This is a genomic window from Nesterenkonia sp. K-15-9-6, from assembly GCF_052656005.1.
This window is the reverse complement of record NZ_JBQYEY010000004.1, coordinates 88,546-102,720: the sequence shown is the minus strand read 5'-3', so window position 1 is coordinate 102,720 and position 14,175 is coordinate 88,546. Positions and strand designations below refer to the sequence as shown.

Here is a 14,175-nt window from a genome sequence, read left to right as displayed (position 1 = left end):
CGTCACACAACATTCTGGCGGCGTTCCGGTGATACAAAGTTCCCATGACCGACGCCGCAGAAGAAGACTTCCACGACCTCGACCGCTACGTAGCCCTCCCCCGGCTTCAGGGTCTGACCATGAGCCCCGACGGCCGCCGCCTGGTCACCACGGTGACCACGCTCGATGAGAAGGGCACGGGCTACGTCAATGCGCTCTGGGAGATCGACCCCCTCAGCGAGCGCGACGCCCGGCGGCTGACCCGCAGCGCCCGGGGCGAGGCAGGCCCAGCGTTCTCGGCCTCCGGAGACCTCTGGTTCACCTCCGCCCGCCCCAGCGAGGAGGGCGACTCCTCGGACACGGCGCTGTGGCGCCTCCCGGCCTCTGGCGGCGAGGCCGCCCTGGTCAACCGGCGTCCCGGCGGCGTGAGCCGCGTGCACTGCGCTCCCGGCGCCGACGTCGTCGTCGTCACCGCACCGCTGCTGACCGGCGCAGCAGATGAGGACCAGCACGCCGCCCTGCACGCAGCCCGCGAGGACGCCTCGGTCAACGCGATCCTCCACACCTCCTATCCGGTCCGCCACTGGGACCACGACCTGGGCCCGGCACGGCCCGCACTCTTCACCGTGGACGAGGAGCAGACGCCGACGGCCTCGCGCCCTCGCACCGGAGACGAGCTCCCCCGCCGGCTGCGCCACGTCACCGAGGGCCTCGGCTCCCTCTACGGTGAGGAGGTCACGCTCAGTCCCGACGGCACCTGGGCGCTGATCTCTGTGCACGTCCCGGAGGCTCGCGCGGACCGTCGCACCGCCCTGGCCCTGGTGGACCTGGCCAGCGGAGAGCGCCGCATCATCGCCGACGACGTGGAGCATGATCACACCCCAGGACCCATCAGCCCTGACGGACGCACCGCCGTGGTGACCATGACCCGGCGCCCGGTGCCCTCTCGGGCACCCGTGCCCCGCCTGCACCTGATGGACCTGGAGACCGGCGAGCTCAGCCCCACCGGGCACGCCGACCTCTGGCTGGCTCCCTTCGACTGGCTGCCGGACGGATCCGGATTCATCGCCGGAGCAGACGCGGACGGGCGCGGCCCGCTGTTCCGCGTGGACGTCGCCGACGGTCGCGTCACCCAGCTGACCCACGACGATGCCACCTACTCGACCGCCGTCGTCGCCCCTGACGGATCCGCCGTCTATGGCGTGCGCGCCAGCTACGCCTTCCCGCCCGAAGCGGTCCGGGTGGCTCTCACCGACGGCGCCGTGACCCGGCTGAAGAACCCGGTGCCGCGTCCGGAGCTTCCCGGTCGACTCACCGAGGTGGAGACCACCGCTGCCGACGGCGTGCGACTGCGCGCCTGGCTGGCCCTCCCGGAGGGCGCCGACGCCGAGGCTCCCGCCCCGCTGCTGCTGTGGATCCACGGAGGCCCCTTGAGCTCCTGGAACGCCTGGTCCTGGCGGTGGAACCCCTGGCTCATGGTCGCCCAGGGCTACGGCGTCCTGCTCCCTGACCCGGCCCTGTCCACGGGCTACGGCCAGGAGTTCGTCCAGCGAGGCTGGAACTCCTGGGGAGACAAGCCCTTCACGGACCTGATGAGCATCACCGACGCCGCCGAGGCCCGAGAGGACGTCGACGAGACCCGCACCGCCGCCATGGGCGGATCCTTCGGCGGATACATGGCCAACTGGGTGGCCGGGCACACCGATCGGTTCTCCGCGATCGTCACCCACGCCTCCCTGTGGGCACTCGACCAGTTTGGACCCACCACGGATGCGTCCTTCTTCTGGCGCCGGCAGATCGACGCCGCCATGGAGGAGAAACACTCGCCGCACCGCTTCGTGGAGGAGATCGTCACCCCGATGCTCGTGATCCACGGGGACAAGGACTACCGCGTGCCCATCGGGGAGGGCCTGCGGCTGTGGTACGAGCTGCTGGAGCGCTCCGGGCTCCCGGCCGACGCCGACGGCAGCACCGTCCACCGGTTCCTCTACTACCCGCAGGAGAACCACTGGATCCTCACTCCGCACCACGCGAAGATCTGGTACGAGGTGGTGCTCAGCTTCCTGGCCGACCACGTCCTGGGCGACGAACGGGCGCTGCCCGTCCAGCTCGGGCTGACTCCGCCGCCGTCGGGCGCCGAGGCGCGGAGCAGGGAGTCAGCACCCGAGGACGACGCCCTGCCGCACGCGGCCTCCAGCTGACCTGAGACTGCCCCGATCAGCCTGACGGCCCGGGGCAGGCTGACGGGCCGGCGCGGAGCCCCGTCCCCTCAGCGGCGGATCTCGAACCCGGAGTCCGGGAGGGCTGCCAGCTCGTCAGCGGTGGCCGCCCGTTCCTCCACCTGGTCCACGCGAGCGTTCTTCGGCCCGTGGTGGCACCAGCGGATCAGGGCGTCCACGGCAGGGCCCTGGCCTCCGACGACGATCTCGACCGCGCCGTCCTCCGTGTTGCGCACCCAGCCGGTGAGGCTGAGGTCCTCGGCCTCCGCCTGGGCGGAGGCCCGAAAGAACACTCCCTGGACCCGGCCGGTCACGCGCAGCATCCGACCGGTGGTGCATCGGCTCCGAGGAGTCTGGTGGTCTGCCATGTCACCAGTGAACCAGGCCGTCCCGCGGACCACCACCCCGGTGGTAATGTGCCGCACATGTCATCGCTGTCTGAGCTGCTGAGCCCTGAGGGCATCCGCCTCGACGCCGAGGTCGCCGACTGGCGGGAGGCCGTCCGCACCGCCGGAACTCTGCTGGAGGCCCAGGGAGTCGCCGACACCGACTACACCCGGGCCATGATCACCACGGTCGAGGAGAAGGGCCCCTACATCGTGGTGGCCCCCGGCTTCGCCCTCCCCCACGCCCGCCCCACCGACGGCGTGGCCCGCACCGGGCTGGCCTGGCTGCGGCTGGCCACGCCGGTGCCCTTCGGACATGACTCCCACGACCCGGTCTCGCTGGTCGTGGCCCTGGCCGCCGTGGACTCCTCGGCCCATACTCGGGCCATGGCGCAGCTGGCCCGCAGACTGGCCGAGCCTCCGACGCGGGAGGCGCTCGACCTGGCAGGATCCGCGCAGGAGGTCCTCCACGTGCTCGACGGCGGAAAGGCCTCTGGAGAACGGCACCACCGCAACACCCCGGACACGGCCGCAGAGGCCGAGGACCGGCATCTCATCCTCACCGTGTGCGGCAACGGACTGGGCACCTCCCTGTTCCTCAAGAACACCCTCGAGCAGGTGCTGGACACCTGGGGCTGGTCCCGGCATGTGACCGTCGAGGCCACCGACACGATCTCCGCCCGGGGACGGGCGTCCGAGGCGGCGGCGATCCTCACCTCCGGGGAGATCGCGAAGACGCTCGGCGACGTCGGCGTGCCCGTCCGTGTCGTGGAGAACTTCACCAGCACCGGCGAGCTCGACGCCGCCCTGCGCGACCTCTACGACATCTGATAAGGACCCCGCATGGATCTTCTGATCACCGCCGCCCAGTTCCTCGTCAACGAGATCCTCAGCGTGCCCGCGTTCCTCATCGGCATCATCACCGGCGTGGGGCTGGTGGCGCTGCGCCGCTCCGCCGGGCAGGTCATCGGCGGGGCGCTGAAGGCCACTCTCGGCTTCCTGCTCATCGGCGCGGGCGCCACACTGGTGGTCGCCTCCCTGGACCCGCTGGGGGTCATGATCCAAGATGCCACAGGTGCTCACGGCGTCGTCCCCACCAATGAGGCGATCGTCGGCATCGCTCAGGAGCTCCATGGTGCGCAGGTGGCCTGGTTGATGATCCTCGGCTTCGCCGTCTCCCTGGTGCTGGCTCGGTTCACCCCGCTGCGCTATGTGTTCCTGACCGGTCATCACATCCTGTTCATGGCCACCCTGCTGACCATCGTGCTGGCCACCGGCGGGTACTCCGGCGCCGTCACCGTCATCGTCGGCGGTGCGCTCCTGGGCATCCTGATGGTCTCCCTGCCCGCCTTGGCACACCCCTGGACTCGCCGCATCACGGGGGACGACTCCATCGCCATCGGGCACTTCGGCACCGCCGGCTATGTAGCCGCCGGAGCGGTCGGCCGGCTGGTGGGCGGGCGGTCCAGCCGCTCCACCGAGGAGCTGAAGCTGCCGGAGTCGCTGCGCTTCCTCCGCGACTCGATGGTGGCCACGGCACTGTCCATGGTGCTGATGTATGTGGTCGTCGCCGCGATCTCCGTGGCCCGCGAGGGCGAGTCCGCGTACGAGGCCTTCGACGGCGGGGCGGAGAACCTGGGCAACTTCCTGATGCAGGCGGTCACGCAGGGGCTGCAGTTCGGGATCGCGGTGGCGGTGATCCTCTTCGGGGTGCGCACCATCCTGGGCGAGATCGTGCCGGCGTTCCAGGGCATCGCGGCCAAGCTGGTGCCGGGCGCGATCCCGGCGCTGGACGCTCCCATCGTCTTCCCCTACGCGCAGAACGCGGTGCTGGTGGGCTTCCTCTCCAGCTTCACGGGTGGGCTGCTCGGGCTGGCTGTGCTCTCGCTGTGGCTGAACCCTGCCTTCGGCCTGGCCCTGATCCTCCCCGGGCTGGTGCCGCACTTCTTCACCGGCGGCGCCGCCGGGGTCTACGGCAATGCGACCGGCGGACGTCGGGGTGCGGCCGCCGGAGGCTTCGTCAACGGGCTGCTGATCACGTTCCTGCCGGCCGGGCTGCTGCTGGTGCTCGGTGACTTCGGCGAGGCGAACACCACCTTCGGCGACACCGACTTCGGCTGGTTCGGGATCCTCATCGGCTTCGGCGCCTCGATCGGCTCGGTGGGCGGGCTGGTCGTGGTCTCCGCCCTGGGCCTGCTGGTGCTGGGCTCGGCGATCCTCGTCCAGAAGAAGGTCGTCGACGTCGGCTGGGACCCCTCCCCGCATCGCAGCCGACCGGGTACAGCCCTCGACGGCGAGACAGACTCCTCGGCCGACGCCGACACAGCGACGACCGACTCAGGGGCATCTGCCGCGCCACCGCCGAAGATCGCTCCGCCGCGTGGGGCCCCGGCGCCGCCGCCGCGCCCGTGAGCACGACGGCGGCGGGTGACGTCGGCCGGTGCCCCGTGACGTCCGATCTGCCCGACGGCCCGCCCGCCGCTCACCAGCGTTCCAGCACCGTGCCCGTCCGGGTCTGCTCGTCGTAGCTGTAGACCTCCCGGCCGTCGATCCAGGTGCGCAGCACCCGGTTCCGGGTGTCCAGCGGGTCGCCGGACCAGAGGACCACATCGGCGTCCTTGCCGACCTCGAGGGAGCCGATGCGCTCGGCGGCGCCGATCACCTCCGCCGGGTTGATGGTGACCGCCTTCAGCGCCTCGGCGGGGTCCATCCCTTCGCGGACAGCCAGCGCCGCCTGGTGCATCAGAAAGTCGATGGGCACCACCGGGTGGTCGGTGATCAGGGAGACCTTGACACCGGCCTCCGAGAGGATGCGCGGGGCCGCCGCCGTGCGGTCCCGCACCTCGACCTTGCTCCGGGAGACGATCATCGGCCCGTAGAGCACCGGGATGCCGCGGGCGGCGATGACATCGGCGATCTTGTAGGACTCGGTCCCGTGGTCCAGCACGAGCTCATAGCCGAACTCGTCGGCCAGCCGGATGGCCGTGGCGATGTCATCGGCGCGGTGGCAGTGCTGCCGCCACGGGATCTCGCGGTCCAGGACCTTCACCAGAGCCTCTGAGATGAGGTCGGCGTCGCGCTCGCCCTGGGGCTTCTCCGCCCACCGCCGGGCCTCGGTGAACGCCTTGCGCATGGTCATCGCGACGCCCAGGCGGGTGTTGGGCGTCTTCTTCTGCTCGCCGTACACCCGCTTGGGGTTCTCCCCGAGGGCGGCCTTGAGCCCGGACGGCGACCGCAGCACCATCTCATCGACGATCCAGCCGTGGGTCTTGATGGCCACGGCGAGGCCTCCGATGGGGTTGGCCGATCCGGGATTGACGTTGACGCTGGTGATCCCACCGGCCAGGGCGTCGTCGAAGCCGACCTCGGTGGGGTTGATGGCGTCCAGGGCGCGGGCCGCGGCGGTGACCGGGTCGGTGGTCTCGTTGACGTCGGCGCCGGCCCACCCTTCGCCCTCCTCATGCACACCGAGGTGGACGTGAGCGTCCACGAGACCGGGCAGCACCCAGCGGCCGGCGGCGTCGATGACCTCGTGACCTGCGGGGATCTCAGCCTCAGCACCGAGCGCGGCGATCCGACCCTCGGTGACCACGATCCGACCCTCGACCGGCGCGGAGGTGACCGGCACGAGGTGCGCATTGTCGATGACATAGTTTCTCTCTGCAACCATAAGGGAACTCTAGCATCGACGGTTGCAGCGAAGAACTGAGCTGTTAGGGTCCGTAGGTGGCGGCGCCGGAGCTGCCCCATCGGCAGGCGCCGCACCGGCCGCCCCTCTGACAGGAGGCGGCCCCTACGGAACGTCCCACGATGAAGGAGGTCTTCGCATGACGACCACCGTCCACGACGTGACGGACCAGTACCCCACCCGCCAGGGCGACGCGCCCCGGGTGATCCCCCGCCAGGACCCGGTGGTGCAGGGCACCGCCGACCAGGGCCCGATGGACGCCGCCACACTGCGCGGCTTCGACGAGAAGGGCTACCTGACCATGGAGAAGCTCATCAGCGACGAGGAGCTGACGCTCTTCCGCGACGAGCTCGCCCGCCTGGCCGACGACCCGGAGGTCAAGTCCGACGAACGCACCGTCGTCGAGGCCACGTCCCAGGAGGTCCGGTCGATCTTCGACATCCACCGCAGCAACGAGGTGTTCCGGAGGATCGCCCACGATCCGCGGATCGTGCGGAGGGCCGAGCAGATCCTGGGCTCCCAGGTGTACATCCACCAGAGCCGGATCAACTACAAGCCCGGATTCGTGGGCAAGGACTTCACCTGGCACTCGGACTTCGAGACCTGGCATGCCGAAGACGGGATGCCGACCCCGCGGGCGGTGAGCATCTCGATCTCCCTGACCGACAACTACTCCTTCAACGGCCCGCTGATGATCATGCCCGGATCCCACAAGCACTACATCAGCGCGGTGGGCACCACGCCGGAGGACAACTTCAAGCAGTCTCTGGTCATGCAGGGCGCCGGTGTGCCGGACCCGGAGACGCTGACGGAGTTCGCCGACCGTTTCGGCATCGATGTGCTGGAGGGTCCGGCCGGCGGAGCCATCATGTTCGACTCGAACTGCATGCACGCCTCCAACGGCAACGTCACCCCGTACCCGCGGTCCAACGTGTTCATCGTCTACAACTCGGTGGAGAACGCTCCGGCAGAGCCGTTCGCCGCCCCGGCGCCACGACCCGAGTTCCTCGGAAGCCGCGACGTCACCCCGATCGGCTGAGCACTCAGAACCCCTCCCCGGGACCCGCTGACCGGCCCTCGGGACGGGCGATGGCCCCATCGCGCCCGCGGTGGGGCCATCACTGTGCTGACGTCGCCACGACGCCAGGCCCATGGACTCGCAGGCGCCACTCAGCGGGGTCGCTGCAGGGCGATGACCGCGTCCATGTCATCATCCGGGGCCAGCCGATTCCGGTCCGTGACCCCACAGGCGGTGCACCGGTGGATGAGGATGAAGCCCTTCTTCCCGGAGTGGTCGACGCCGACCGGCGCCATCACGGCCCCGCAGTCGGCAGACCGGTCCCCCGGCACGACGTCCACATGCCGTGAATGCAGGCAGAACGGGCAGTGGTTGCGGTAGCTGCCCCCGGAATGTCGGCTGACCTCCCGGCCGCAGTGCCCGCAGACGAATCCGGTGTTCTCCACCTCTCGACCGCCGGGCGCGTAGCTCATGGAGTCTCCCCCACGGCACCTCCGGCCTCAGCGCGCGCCATGGCTGAGGCGTAGAGGCACACGGTGGCCGCGGTGGCGACGTTCAGCGACTCTGCCTGCCCGTAGAGCGGGATGGAGACCCGACGATCGGCGAGCCCACGCTGCTCGGAGCTGAGCCCGTGGGCCTCATTGCCCAGCAGCCACAGCGTCGGGGATCCGAGATCCTCCATCTCCGGCAGCGGGACCTCTCCTCCGCCGTCGGCGGCCAGCACCTGCAGCCCCGCGCTCCTGGCGATGGCCACCAGCCGCTGCGGGTCCGTCCCGGTGAGCAGCGGGAGGTGGAAATGCGAGCCCGCAGCGGAGCGGACCACCTTCGGCGCCCAGGGATCCACGCTGCCCGGCGTGAGCACGACGGCCGCCGCACCGGCGGCGTCGGCGGTGCGGATGATGGTGCCGGCATTGCCCGGGTCCTGGACTCCGAGCAGGCCTGCGACCAGCCCAGCCGGCGCTCCTGAGCTCGCGGGCCCGCCGAGCAGGGACTCCAGCGGATCGGCCCCGCCGTCGCTCGCCCCCGTCTGCGGGATGCGGCACACGGCCAGCACTCCCTGAGAGGTCTCGGCGTCTCCCATGGCTGCCAGGACCTCCGCAGTGGCCTCGCGCAGGAAGAACCGCGCCGGCCGCGGAAGGGCGGCCTGCGGGTCGAAGAGAACACCCCGGGCCTGGTCCAGCAACGCCTGGAGATCCGGATGGGCGCTCAGCGCCTCGGCGTCGAAGAAGAGCGCGTCCAGCTCCGGCAGGCCCTTGACGGCGGAAGCCGGGTGACGCGCCGCGCCGTCGGGGACGCCCTCCCAGCGGCGCAGCCACAGGGTCAGCGCCTCCCGCACAGGCTGAGGACCTTCGGCGAGGAAGAGCCGCTGACGACGCCGGCCCGCCCGGGTCGCCAGCGAGGCCACCTTCTTCACGCGGTCCGCATGGGGGTTGTTCAGCACTGCAGGATCAGTCATGGTCCTCATTCTTCCTCACCGGTGGCCGCAGCGGCCCCGACGTCGCCGATCCGTCAGAGCTCCCTGCGCGGACATGACGACGGCGCCCGCCCCTGGTGTCCAGGGGCGGGCGCCGTCCACAGCTGGTCTCAGCCGATCAGGCTCAGGCGGCCTTCTTGGCGTTGACGTCCTGCGGCAGAGCCTTGCGCGCCACGTCCACCAGGGTCTCGAAAGCCTTGGCGTCGGAGACGGCGAGCTCAGCCAGCATGCGACGGTCGACCTCCACCTCAGCGGCCTTCAGGCCCTGGATGAAGCGGTTGTAGGTCAGACCGTGGGCGCGGGACGCAGCGTTGATGCGCTGGATCCACAGGCGGCGGAAGTCGCCCTTGCGCTTCTTGCGGTGCTGGTAGTTGTAGGTGTAGCTGTGCAGCAGCTGCTCCTTGGCCTTCCGGTAGAGGCGGGAACGCTGACCGCGGTAGCCGGAGGCCCGGTCGAGGACCTTGCGGCGCTTCTTGTGGGCGTTGACCGCCCTCTTCACTCGTGCCACGTGAAATCTCCTAGTGCAGTGAGTCTTCTGGTGTTCATAGGCCCGGGAGGCGGCATGCTCATCGGCATGCCACGCCGCCCAGAGGCCCGGTCATCGGGATCGAGGTCGCAGGACGCTCAGATGCCCAGCATCCGCTTGATGCGCTTCTCGTCGGCCTTGGTGACAATGCGGTCACCGGCCAGACGACGCGTCAGGCGGGAAGACTTGTGCTCCAGGTAGTGGCGACGGTTGGCCTGCTGGCGCTTGATCTTGCCGGAGCCGGTCAGCTTGAATCGCTTCTTGGCCCCGGAGTGGGTCTTCATCTTCGGCATGGTGCCGTTCTCCTTACATCGTGCGGACCTGCAACGCCTACGAGGCCCGTCCGTCGACCCCGGAACGTATCCGAGGCCTCGGCCGGGCAGCGGCGCAGAGGTGGGGCCGACCGGCGTCGCGTCTCCGACGTCCCGGCGAAGGACGCCGTGGACGAGGGTGTCGCGGGCCTCGGCCCCCTTGTCATAGGAACGACAGGATGTTGACGCGTGACGCGCAGGCACATCCTGCCGTGAACCCGAAGAGCCATTCTACGCCATGCGGCACCGGAAGGCATGTTGGGCATGCAGAGGCCCTCCGTCGCAGATCCGACGGAGGGCCACTGTGATGATCTTCTGCGGCGGACCGCAGAGATCTAGAGGTTCTTCAGCTCGTCCGGGAGGTAGTCAGCCATGGAGTTGGACAGCGGCTTGACGTCCTTCTTCTCCGTGGAGACCCGCTCCTGGTTCTTGCGGGCACGCTTCGAGGGGGTGCCCTTGGGCTCCGCCTCTGCGGCCTCGGCCGCTGCTTCGGCGGCCTCCTGCTTCTTGACCTCTGCCTTGGTCTTCAGCGGTCCGACGACCATCACCATGTGACGCCCGTCCTGACGCGGGGAGGACTCGACCGAGCCCAGGTCCCCCACGTCCTCCGCGAACCGCTGGAGCAGTCGGACACCCATCTCCGGGCGCTGCTGCTCACGACCGCGGAACTGGATCATGGCCTTGACCTTGTCACCGGCGGAGAGGAATCCTCGGGCGCGGCTGACCTTGGTCTCATAGTCGTGGTCGTCGATCTTGAGACGGAACCGGACCTCTTTGAGCGTGGTCGTGGTCTGGTTCTTCCGGGATTCACGAGCCTTGACAGCGGCCTCGTACTTCCACTTGCCGAAGTCCATCAGCTTGCAGACGGGAGGCTTCGCGCGGGGCGCGACCTCGACCAGGTCCAGACCGGCCTCGGAGGCCAGCCGCTGGGCGTCCTCGATCCTGACGATGCCGACCTGCTCCCCCTGCGGGCCGACCAGGCGGACCTCCGGAACTCGGATCCGTTCGTTGATGCGTGGTTCGCTGATCTGTCCAACTCCTGTTTGATGACGATGGCGAGTGGGCGTCGTCGGTGTGGAACCCCGATGGCGGGGTGCGAGATGACGCCCGCTTCGGCGCTCAGGGCGCGCATCGCGCGCCTACCGAGACATGTGACAAGCTTACCAGCATGCAGAGTGACCAGAACAACCGTCCCGACGCCACCCCCTCCTCCGAGGGGCCCGACGTCGAGGGGATCAAGCAGGCCGTGGACCAGCAGGCCCGAGACATCGCCGAAGTCCCGGCCGTGGAGCTGATCAACACCGTGGCCGTGCACCTGATGAGTGCGGCCGCCGTCAAGACCGGCCTCGCCGACGACCCGGAGGCCGAGGCGCTGAAGGACCTGGACGAGGCACGCAAGCTCATCACCGCCCTGGCCGGCCTGGTCACGGCGGCCGCCCCGGAGGTCGGCTCCACCCACGCCGCGCCGCTGCGCGACGGCCTCCGCTCGCTGCAGCTGGCCTTCCGCGAGGAGTCGCTCGTGCCGGACGCACCAGGCAAGGGCCCCGGCGAGAAGTGGACCGGTCCGGTCAACTGACCCGACGCCGCTGACCGTCCCAGCGCAGCGCCCACCCGGCCCGAGGGCCGACTCAGGAGGGAGCGCCGTCTCCGGCGGCGAGCCATGCCTGAGTCGGCCCCACGAAGGCCAGCACCAGGGCCACGGCGGCCGGGACGAGGAACAGCGCACCGACCTGCCACACCCCCGAGGCGAAGAAGCTGAACGAGAGCACCACGATCATCAGCTGCAGGACCATCGCCGGAGTGCGGGCACCGGGCGCCCCCATGAACAGCCGGAAGCCCAGCAGGATCAGCACTGCCGCCAGCAGCAGATAGAGCACCAGCATCGCGATGTAGCCGACAGTGTCGAGCTGCTCAGGCTCCGAGGCGACGAACTGCGCCACGGAGCTGAAGCCCACGGCGAGCCCCTGCATCAGCAGGATCAGGAAGATCAGCCACACCGGCCACGGCCGCGGCCTGGCCTGGGTGAAGCGTCGGGGCCCCTGCGGGGCGTTGAAGTCCGGCTGGGGAGAGTCCTTCTCGGGCATGCCCACCATTGAACCACCCGGGCCCTATGAGCGCCCGGCCGGGGAGTCCCTCCGGCGGCATTCCGTCCAGTCCGCCCGCGCTGCCGGACCGCCGACATGGCCGCACCCGACGTCCGACCTCTCCGGCAACCCTGCCGATGCTCGGGGGCCCAGGGCCGTCCACCAGACTGTGACGCCCCTTGAGGACCGCACGCGGGGCACACGCAAGTCGCCCCAGGTCAGCCCGGGAGGCCGCCGAGGCGACCTCTCTGCGCCCGCCGGATCACACTTTCTGCTGTGAGCAATGCCACAGCGTTTCGGGCGTATTTCTGCCCTGCGAAGTCTTGTTTGCATCCTGTTAACGTGTCAGCCTTGAACACGTACTTCTCCGGGCTGGCAGTCCTCTGACTCTGCCTGCGCGACTGCGCCCTACGGTCAGGTCCCGCACCGACAACTGAAGCTTCTGTCCTTCCGGAGGCGGCACGGACTCCCCGAGGCCTACCCCTGGGCCCCGGGTCGAGGAACTGCCGCAGCACCCCACCCGAGCAACAGCGTCCCACCACCGGACGCAAGGAGTAGTGATTCCCATGGATTGGCGCAGCCGAGCAGCGTGCCTGGACAAGGACCCCGAGCTCTTCTTCCCCGTGGGCAACACCGGCCCCGCCCTGCTCCAGATCGAGGAGGCCAAGAGCGTGTGCCGCCGGTGCCCCGTGATGGACACCTGCCTGCAGTGGGCGCTGGAGACCGGCCAGGACGCTGGCGTCTGGGGCGGCATGAGCGAGGACGAGCGCCGAGCGCTGAAGCGTCGCGCCGCACGCGCGCGCCGGGCCTCCTGAGGCCCGCGTCCGGACAGGACGCCGCAGCAGCCCACCACGGACGACGGGGCGGGACTCTCCTCTCGGAGCAGTCCCGCCCCTTCGTCTGTCGTTCGCCTGTCGTACGTCTGTCGCTGCACACCGCAGCGCCCAGGACGGATCAGTGGTGCTGCGGGCCCAGGATCGGCGCCTTCAGCACCGCACGTGTGCCGACCGGTTCGCCGTCGGGTCCCTCACCGTGGTCCCAGTCGATCACCCCGGAGAGCTCTCCCCGCACCAGCGTCCTGACGATCTGCAGGCCCAGGCCCGGCTCCCAGTCCGTCTCCGGCAGCCCGACGCCGTCGTCGACGATCTCCAGCTCCAGCCGCTCCCGGCCGGCCGCGTCCGCTGAGCGACTCACCACCATGCGTACGGTCAGGCTGCGCCGGGTCGGATCCGGGCCGAAACCATGCTCCACGGCATTGGCCACCACTTCGGTGATGACCAGCGCCAGCGGAGTCACCATGTCCGGCGGCAGCTGGCCGAAGCTCCCCTCCAGGTGCGTCTCCACCCTGCGCTCGGACTGGGCCATCTCCGCGGCGAGCCTCAGCTGCCGGCGCATCAGCTCATCGACGTCGACGCTCTCCTCCAGCCCCTTCGACAGGGAGTCGTGGACCATCGCGATGGTCTCCACGCGACGCATCGCCCGACGCAGCCCGGCCCGGCCCTCCTCCGAGTCCATGCGCCGCGACTGCATCCGCAGCAGCGCCGAGACCGTCTGGAGATTGTTCTTCACCCGGTGGTGGATCTCCTTGATGGTCGCGTCCTTGCTCATCAGCTGGCGATCACGGCGCCGCAGCTCGGTGACGTCTCGGCACAGCACCAGGGCGGCGAACCGCTCGCCGTCCTTGTACAGCGGGATGGACCGCAGCGTCACCGCGGCCCCGTGGGCCTCGAGCTCAGCACGCATCGCCCGGCGACCCGTCAGCAGCAGCGGCCGGGTCTCATCCACCACACCACCGGTGGAGCGTTCGAGCTCCGCCCCGATCCCGGCCAGGGAGCGGCCCTCCAGCGAGTCCGCCACTCCCAGCCGGGACAGCGCGGAGACGGCGTTGGGGCTGGCGAAGGCGATCTTGCCCTCGACGTCCAGACGCAGCAGCCCGTCCCCCACCCTCGGGGCTCCGCCGTAGGCGCTGAACTCCACGTGGGTCTCCGGCCACCGCCCCTGGCCCACCATGACCAGCAGATCGGCGGCGCAGCGCCGGTAGGTCAGCTCCAGCCGGGACGGGGTGCGCAGGGCGGTGACCGAGAAGTGCAGGGTCATCACCGCCAGGGTGCGACCCCCGCGGATCAGCGGGATCGCGGTGACCCGCATCCGGGCCGGGGCGGGCCGGCCCTCATCCGAGGAGTTCGTCTCCACCTGATAGCGCCAGGCCCGTTCCACCATGGGTTTGAGGTCCGCACGGATCCTGTCCCCGACGACGTCACGGTGCACCACCGTCTGTGTCGTGGAGGGGCGCGCCTGGGCCAGCGCGATGAAGGACCTGTCCTCCGCGGAGACGAATCCCTCCACGGTGTGAGGAAACCACAGGACCAGGTCGGAGAACGCCAGGTCAGAGAGCATCTGCCAGTCCGCGACCAGCGCATGCAGCCAGTCGGCATCCCCGTCATGCAGGTGCGGGTGGTCGATGAGCGGATCCTCGAAGACGGCCACGGC

The 14,175-nt window shown here is 69.9% G+C and carries 15 protein-coding genes; 6 read left to right on the top strand and 9 right to left on the bottom strand.

The window, feature by feature from the left end:
• Nucleotides 1-44: 44 nt before the first annotated feature.
• Nucleotides 45-2,180: an alpha/beta fold hydrolase gene (locus SD455_RS03820; protein WP_445507292.1), complete on the top strand. Its 2,136-nt coding sequence runs from the start codon at nucleotides 45-47 to the stop codon at nucleotides 2,178-2,180.
• Between the two features lie 68 nt (nucleotides 2,181-2,248).
• On the opposite strand, the gene SD455_RS03815 is transcribed toward SD455_RS03820, so the two are convergent.
• Nucleotides 2,249-2,566, bottom strand: a complete 318-nt coding sequence (locus SD455_RS03815; protein ID WP_083277390.1) for an acylphosphatase — start codon at nucleotides 2,564-2,566, stop codon at nucleotides 2,249-2,251.
• 57 nt (nucleotides 2,567-2,623) lie between these two features.
• On the opposite strand from SD455_RS03815, the gene SD455_RS03810 reads away from it, so the two are divergent.
• Together SD455_RS03810 and SD455_RS03805 are read left to right on the top strand one after the other, a co-directional pair.
• Complete coding sequence (locus SD455_RS03810) at nucleotides 2,624-3,415, top strand: PTS sugar transporter subunit IIA (RefSeq protein WP_445507291.1); 792 nt, start codon at nucleotides 2,624-2,626, stop codon at nucleotides 3,413-3,415.
• 12 nt (nucleotides 3,416-3,427) lie between these two features.
• Nucleotides 3,428-4,996: a PTS ascorbate transporter subunit IIC gene (locus tag SD455_RS03805; RefSeq protein WP_445507290.1), complete on the top strand. Its 1,569-nt coding sequence runs from the start codon at nucleotides 3,428-3,430 to the stop codon at nucleotides 4,994-4,996.
• 70 nt (nucleotides 4,997-5,066) lie between these two features.
• Here SD455_RS03805 and SD455_RS03800 read toward each other — a convergent pair whose 3' ends face one another.
• Nucleotides 5,067-6,254 carry an amidohydrolase gene (locus SD455_RS03800; RefSeq protein WP_445507289.1) on the bottom strand — a complete coding sequence of 396 codons (1,188 nt, stop codon included), beginning with the start codon at nucleotides 6,252-6,254 and terminating at the stop codon, nucleotides 5,067-5,069.
• A gap of 157 nt (nucleotides 6,255-6,411) precedes the next feature.
• Here SD455_RS03800 and thpD point away from each other — a divergent pair, with 157 nt between their 5' ends.
• Complete coding sequence (gene thpD / locus SD455_RS03795) at nucleotides 6,412-7,311, top strand: ectoine hydroxylase (RefSeq protein ID WP_445507288.1); 900 nt, start codon at nucleotides 6,412-6,414, stop codon at nucleotides 7,309-7,311.
• 131 nt (nucleotides 7,312-7,442) lie between these two features.
• On the opposite strand, the gene SD455_RS03790 is transcribed toward thpD, so the two are convergent.
• The 5 genes from SD455_RS03790 to infC form a co-directional block, all read right to left on the bottom strand.
• Nucleotides 7,443-7,763 carry an RNHCP domain-containing protein gene (locus tag SD455_RS03790; RefSeq protein WP_070159262.1) on the bottom strand — a complete coding sequence of 107 codons (321 nt, stop codon included), beginning with the start codon at nucleotides 7,761-7,763 and terminating at the stop codon, nucleotides 7,443-7,445.
• Nucleotides 7,760-8,746, bottom strand: a complete 987-nt coding sequence (locus SD455_RS03785) for a TrmH family RNA methyltransferase (protein ID WP_445507287.1) — start codon at nucleotides 8,744-8,746, stop codon at nucleotides 7,760-7,762. Before SD455_RS03785 ends, SD455_RS03790 begins: the two co-directional genes overlap by 4 nt.
• Nucleotides 8,747-8,888: 142 nt before the next feature.
• Nucleotides 8,889-9,272, bottom strand: a complete 384-nt coding sequence (rplT, locus tag SD455_RS03780) for a 50S ribosomal protein L20 (RefSeq protein ID WP_070159259.1) — start codon at nucleotides 9,270-9,272, stop codon at nucleotides 8,889-8,891.
• A 116-nt stretch (nucleotides 9,273-9,388) separates the two neighbouring features.
• Nucleotides 9,389-9,583 carry a 50S ribosomal protein L35 gene (gene rpmI / locus SD455_RS03775; protein WP_070159257.1) on the bottom strand — a complete coding sequence of 65 codons (195 nt, stop codon included), beginning with the start codon at nucleotides 9,581-9,583 and terminating at the stop codon, nucleotides 9,389-9,391.
• A 353-nt stretch (nucleotides 9,584-9,936) separates the two neighbouring features.
• Nucleotides 9,937-10,581, bottom strand: a complete 645-nt coding sequence (gene infC / locus SD455_RS03770) for a translation initiation factor IF-3 (protein WP_237089946.1) — start codon at nucleotides 10,579-10,581, stop codon at nucleotides 9,937-9,939.
• Between the two features lie 188 nt (nucleotides 10,582-10,769).
• Here infC and SD455_RS03765 point away from each other — a divergent pair, with 188 nt between their 5' ends.
• On the top strand, nucleotides 10,770-11,177 hold the full coding sequence (locus tag SD455_RS03765; RefSeq protein ID WP_083277377.1) for a DUF1844 domain-containing protein: 408 nt from the start codon (nucleotides 10,770-10,772) through the stop codon (nucleotides 11,175-11,177).
• A gap of 52 nt (nucleotides 11,178-11,229) precedes the next feature.
• Here the strand turns inward: SD455_RS03765 and SD455_RS03760 are convergent, their stop codons facing one another.
• Nucleotides 11,230-11,685 (bottom strand): hypothetical protein, encoded by a 456-nt coding sequence (locus tag SD455_RS03760; RefSeq protein ID WP_085437163.1) that lies wholly within the window; start codon nucleotides 11,683-11,685, stop codon nucleotides 11,230-11,232.
• Nucleotides 11,686-12,251: 566 nt separating this feature from the next.
• On the opposite strand from SD455_RS03760, the gene SD455_RS03755 reads away from it, so the two are divergent.
• Entirely contained in the window at nucleotides 12,252-12,500 is a 249-nt protein-coding gene (locus SD455_RS03755) for a WhiB family transcriptional regulator (RefSeq protein ID WP_070159252.1), read from the top strand.
• Nucleotides 12,501-12,639: 139 nt separating this feature from the next.
• On the opposite strand, the gene SD455_RS03750 is transcribed toward SD455_RS03755, so the two are convergent.
• Complete coding sequence (locus tag SD455_RS03750; RefSeq protein WP_070159250.1) at nucleotides 12,640-14,172, bottom strand: sensor histidine kinase; 1,533 nt, start codon at nucleotides 14,170-14,172, stop codon at nucleotides 12,640-12,642.
• Between the last annotated feature and the right edge of the window lie 3 nt (nucleotides 14,173-14,175).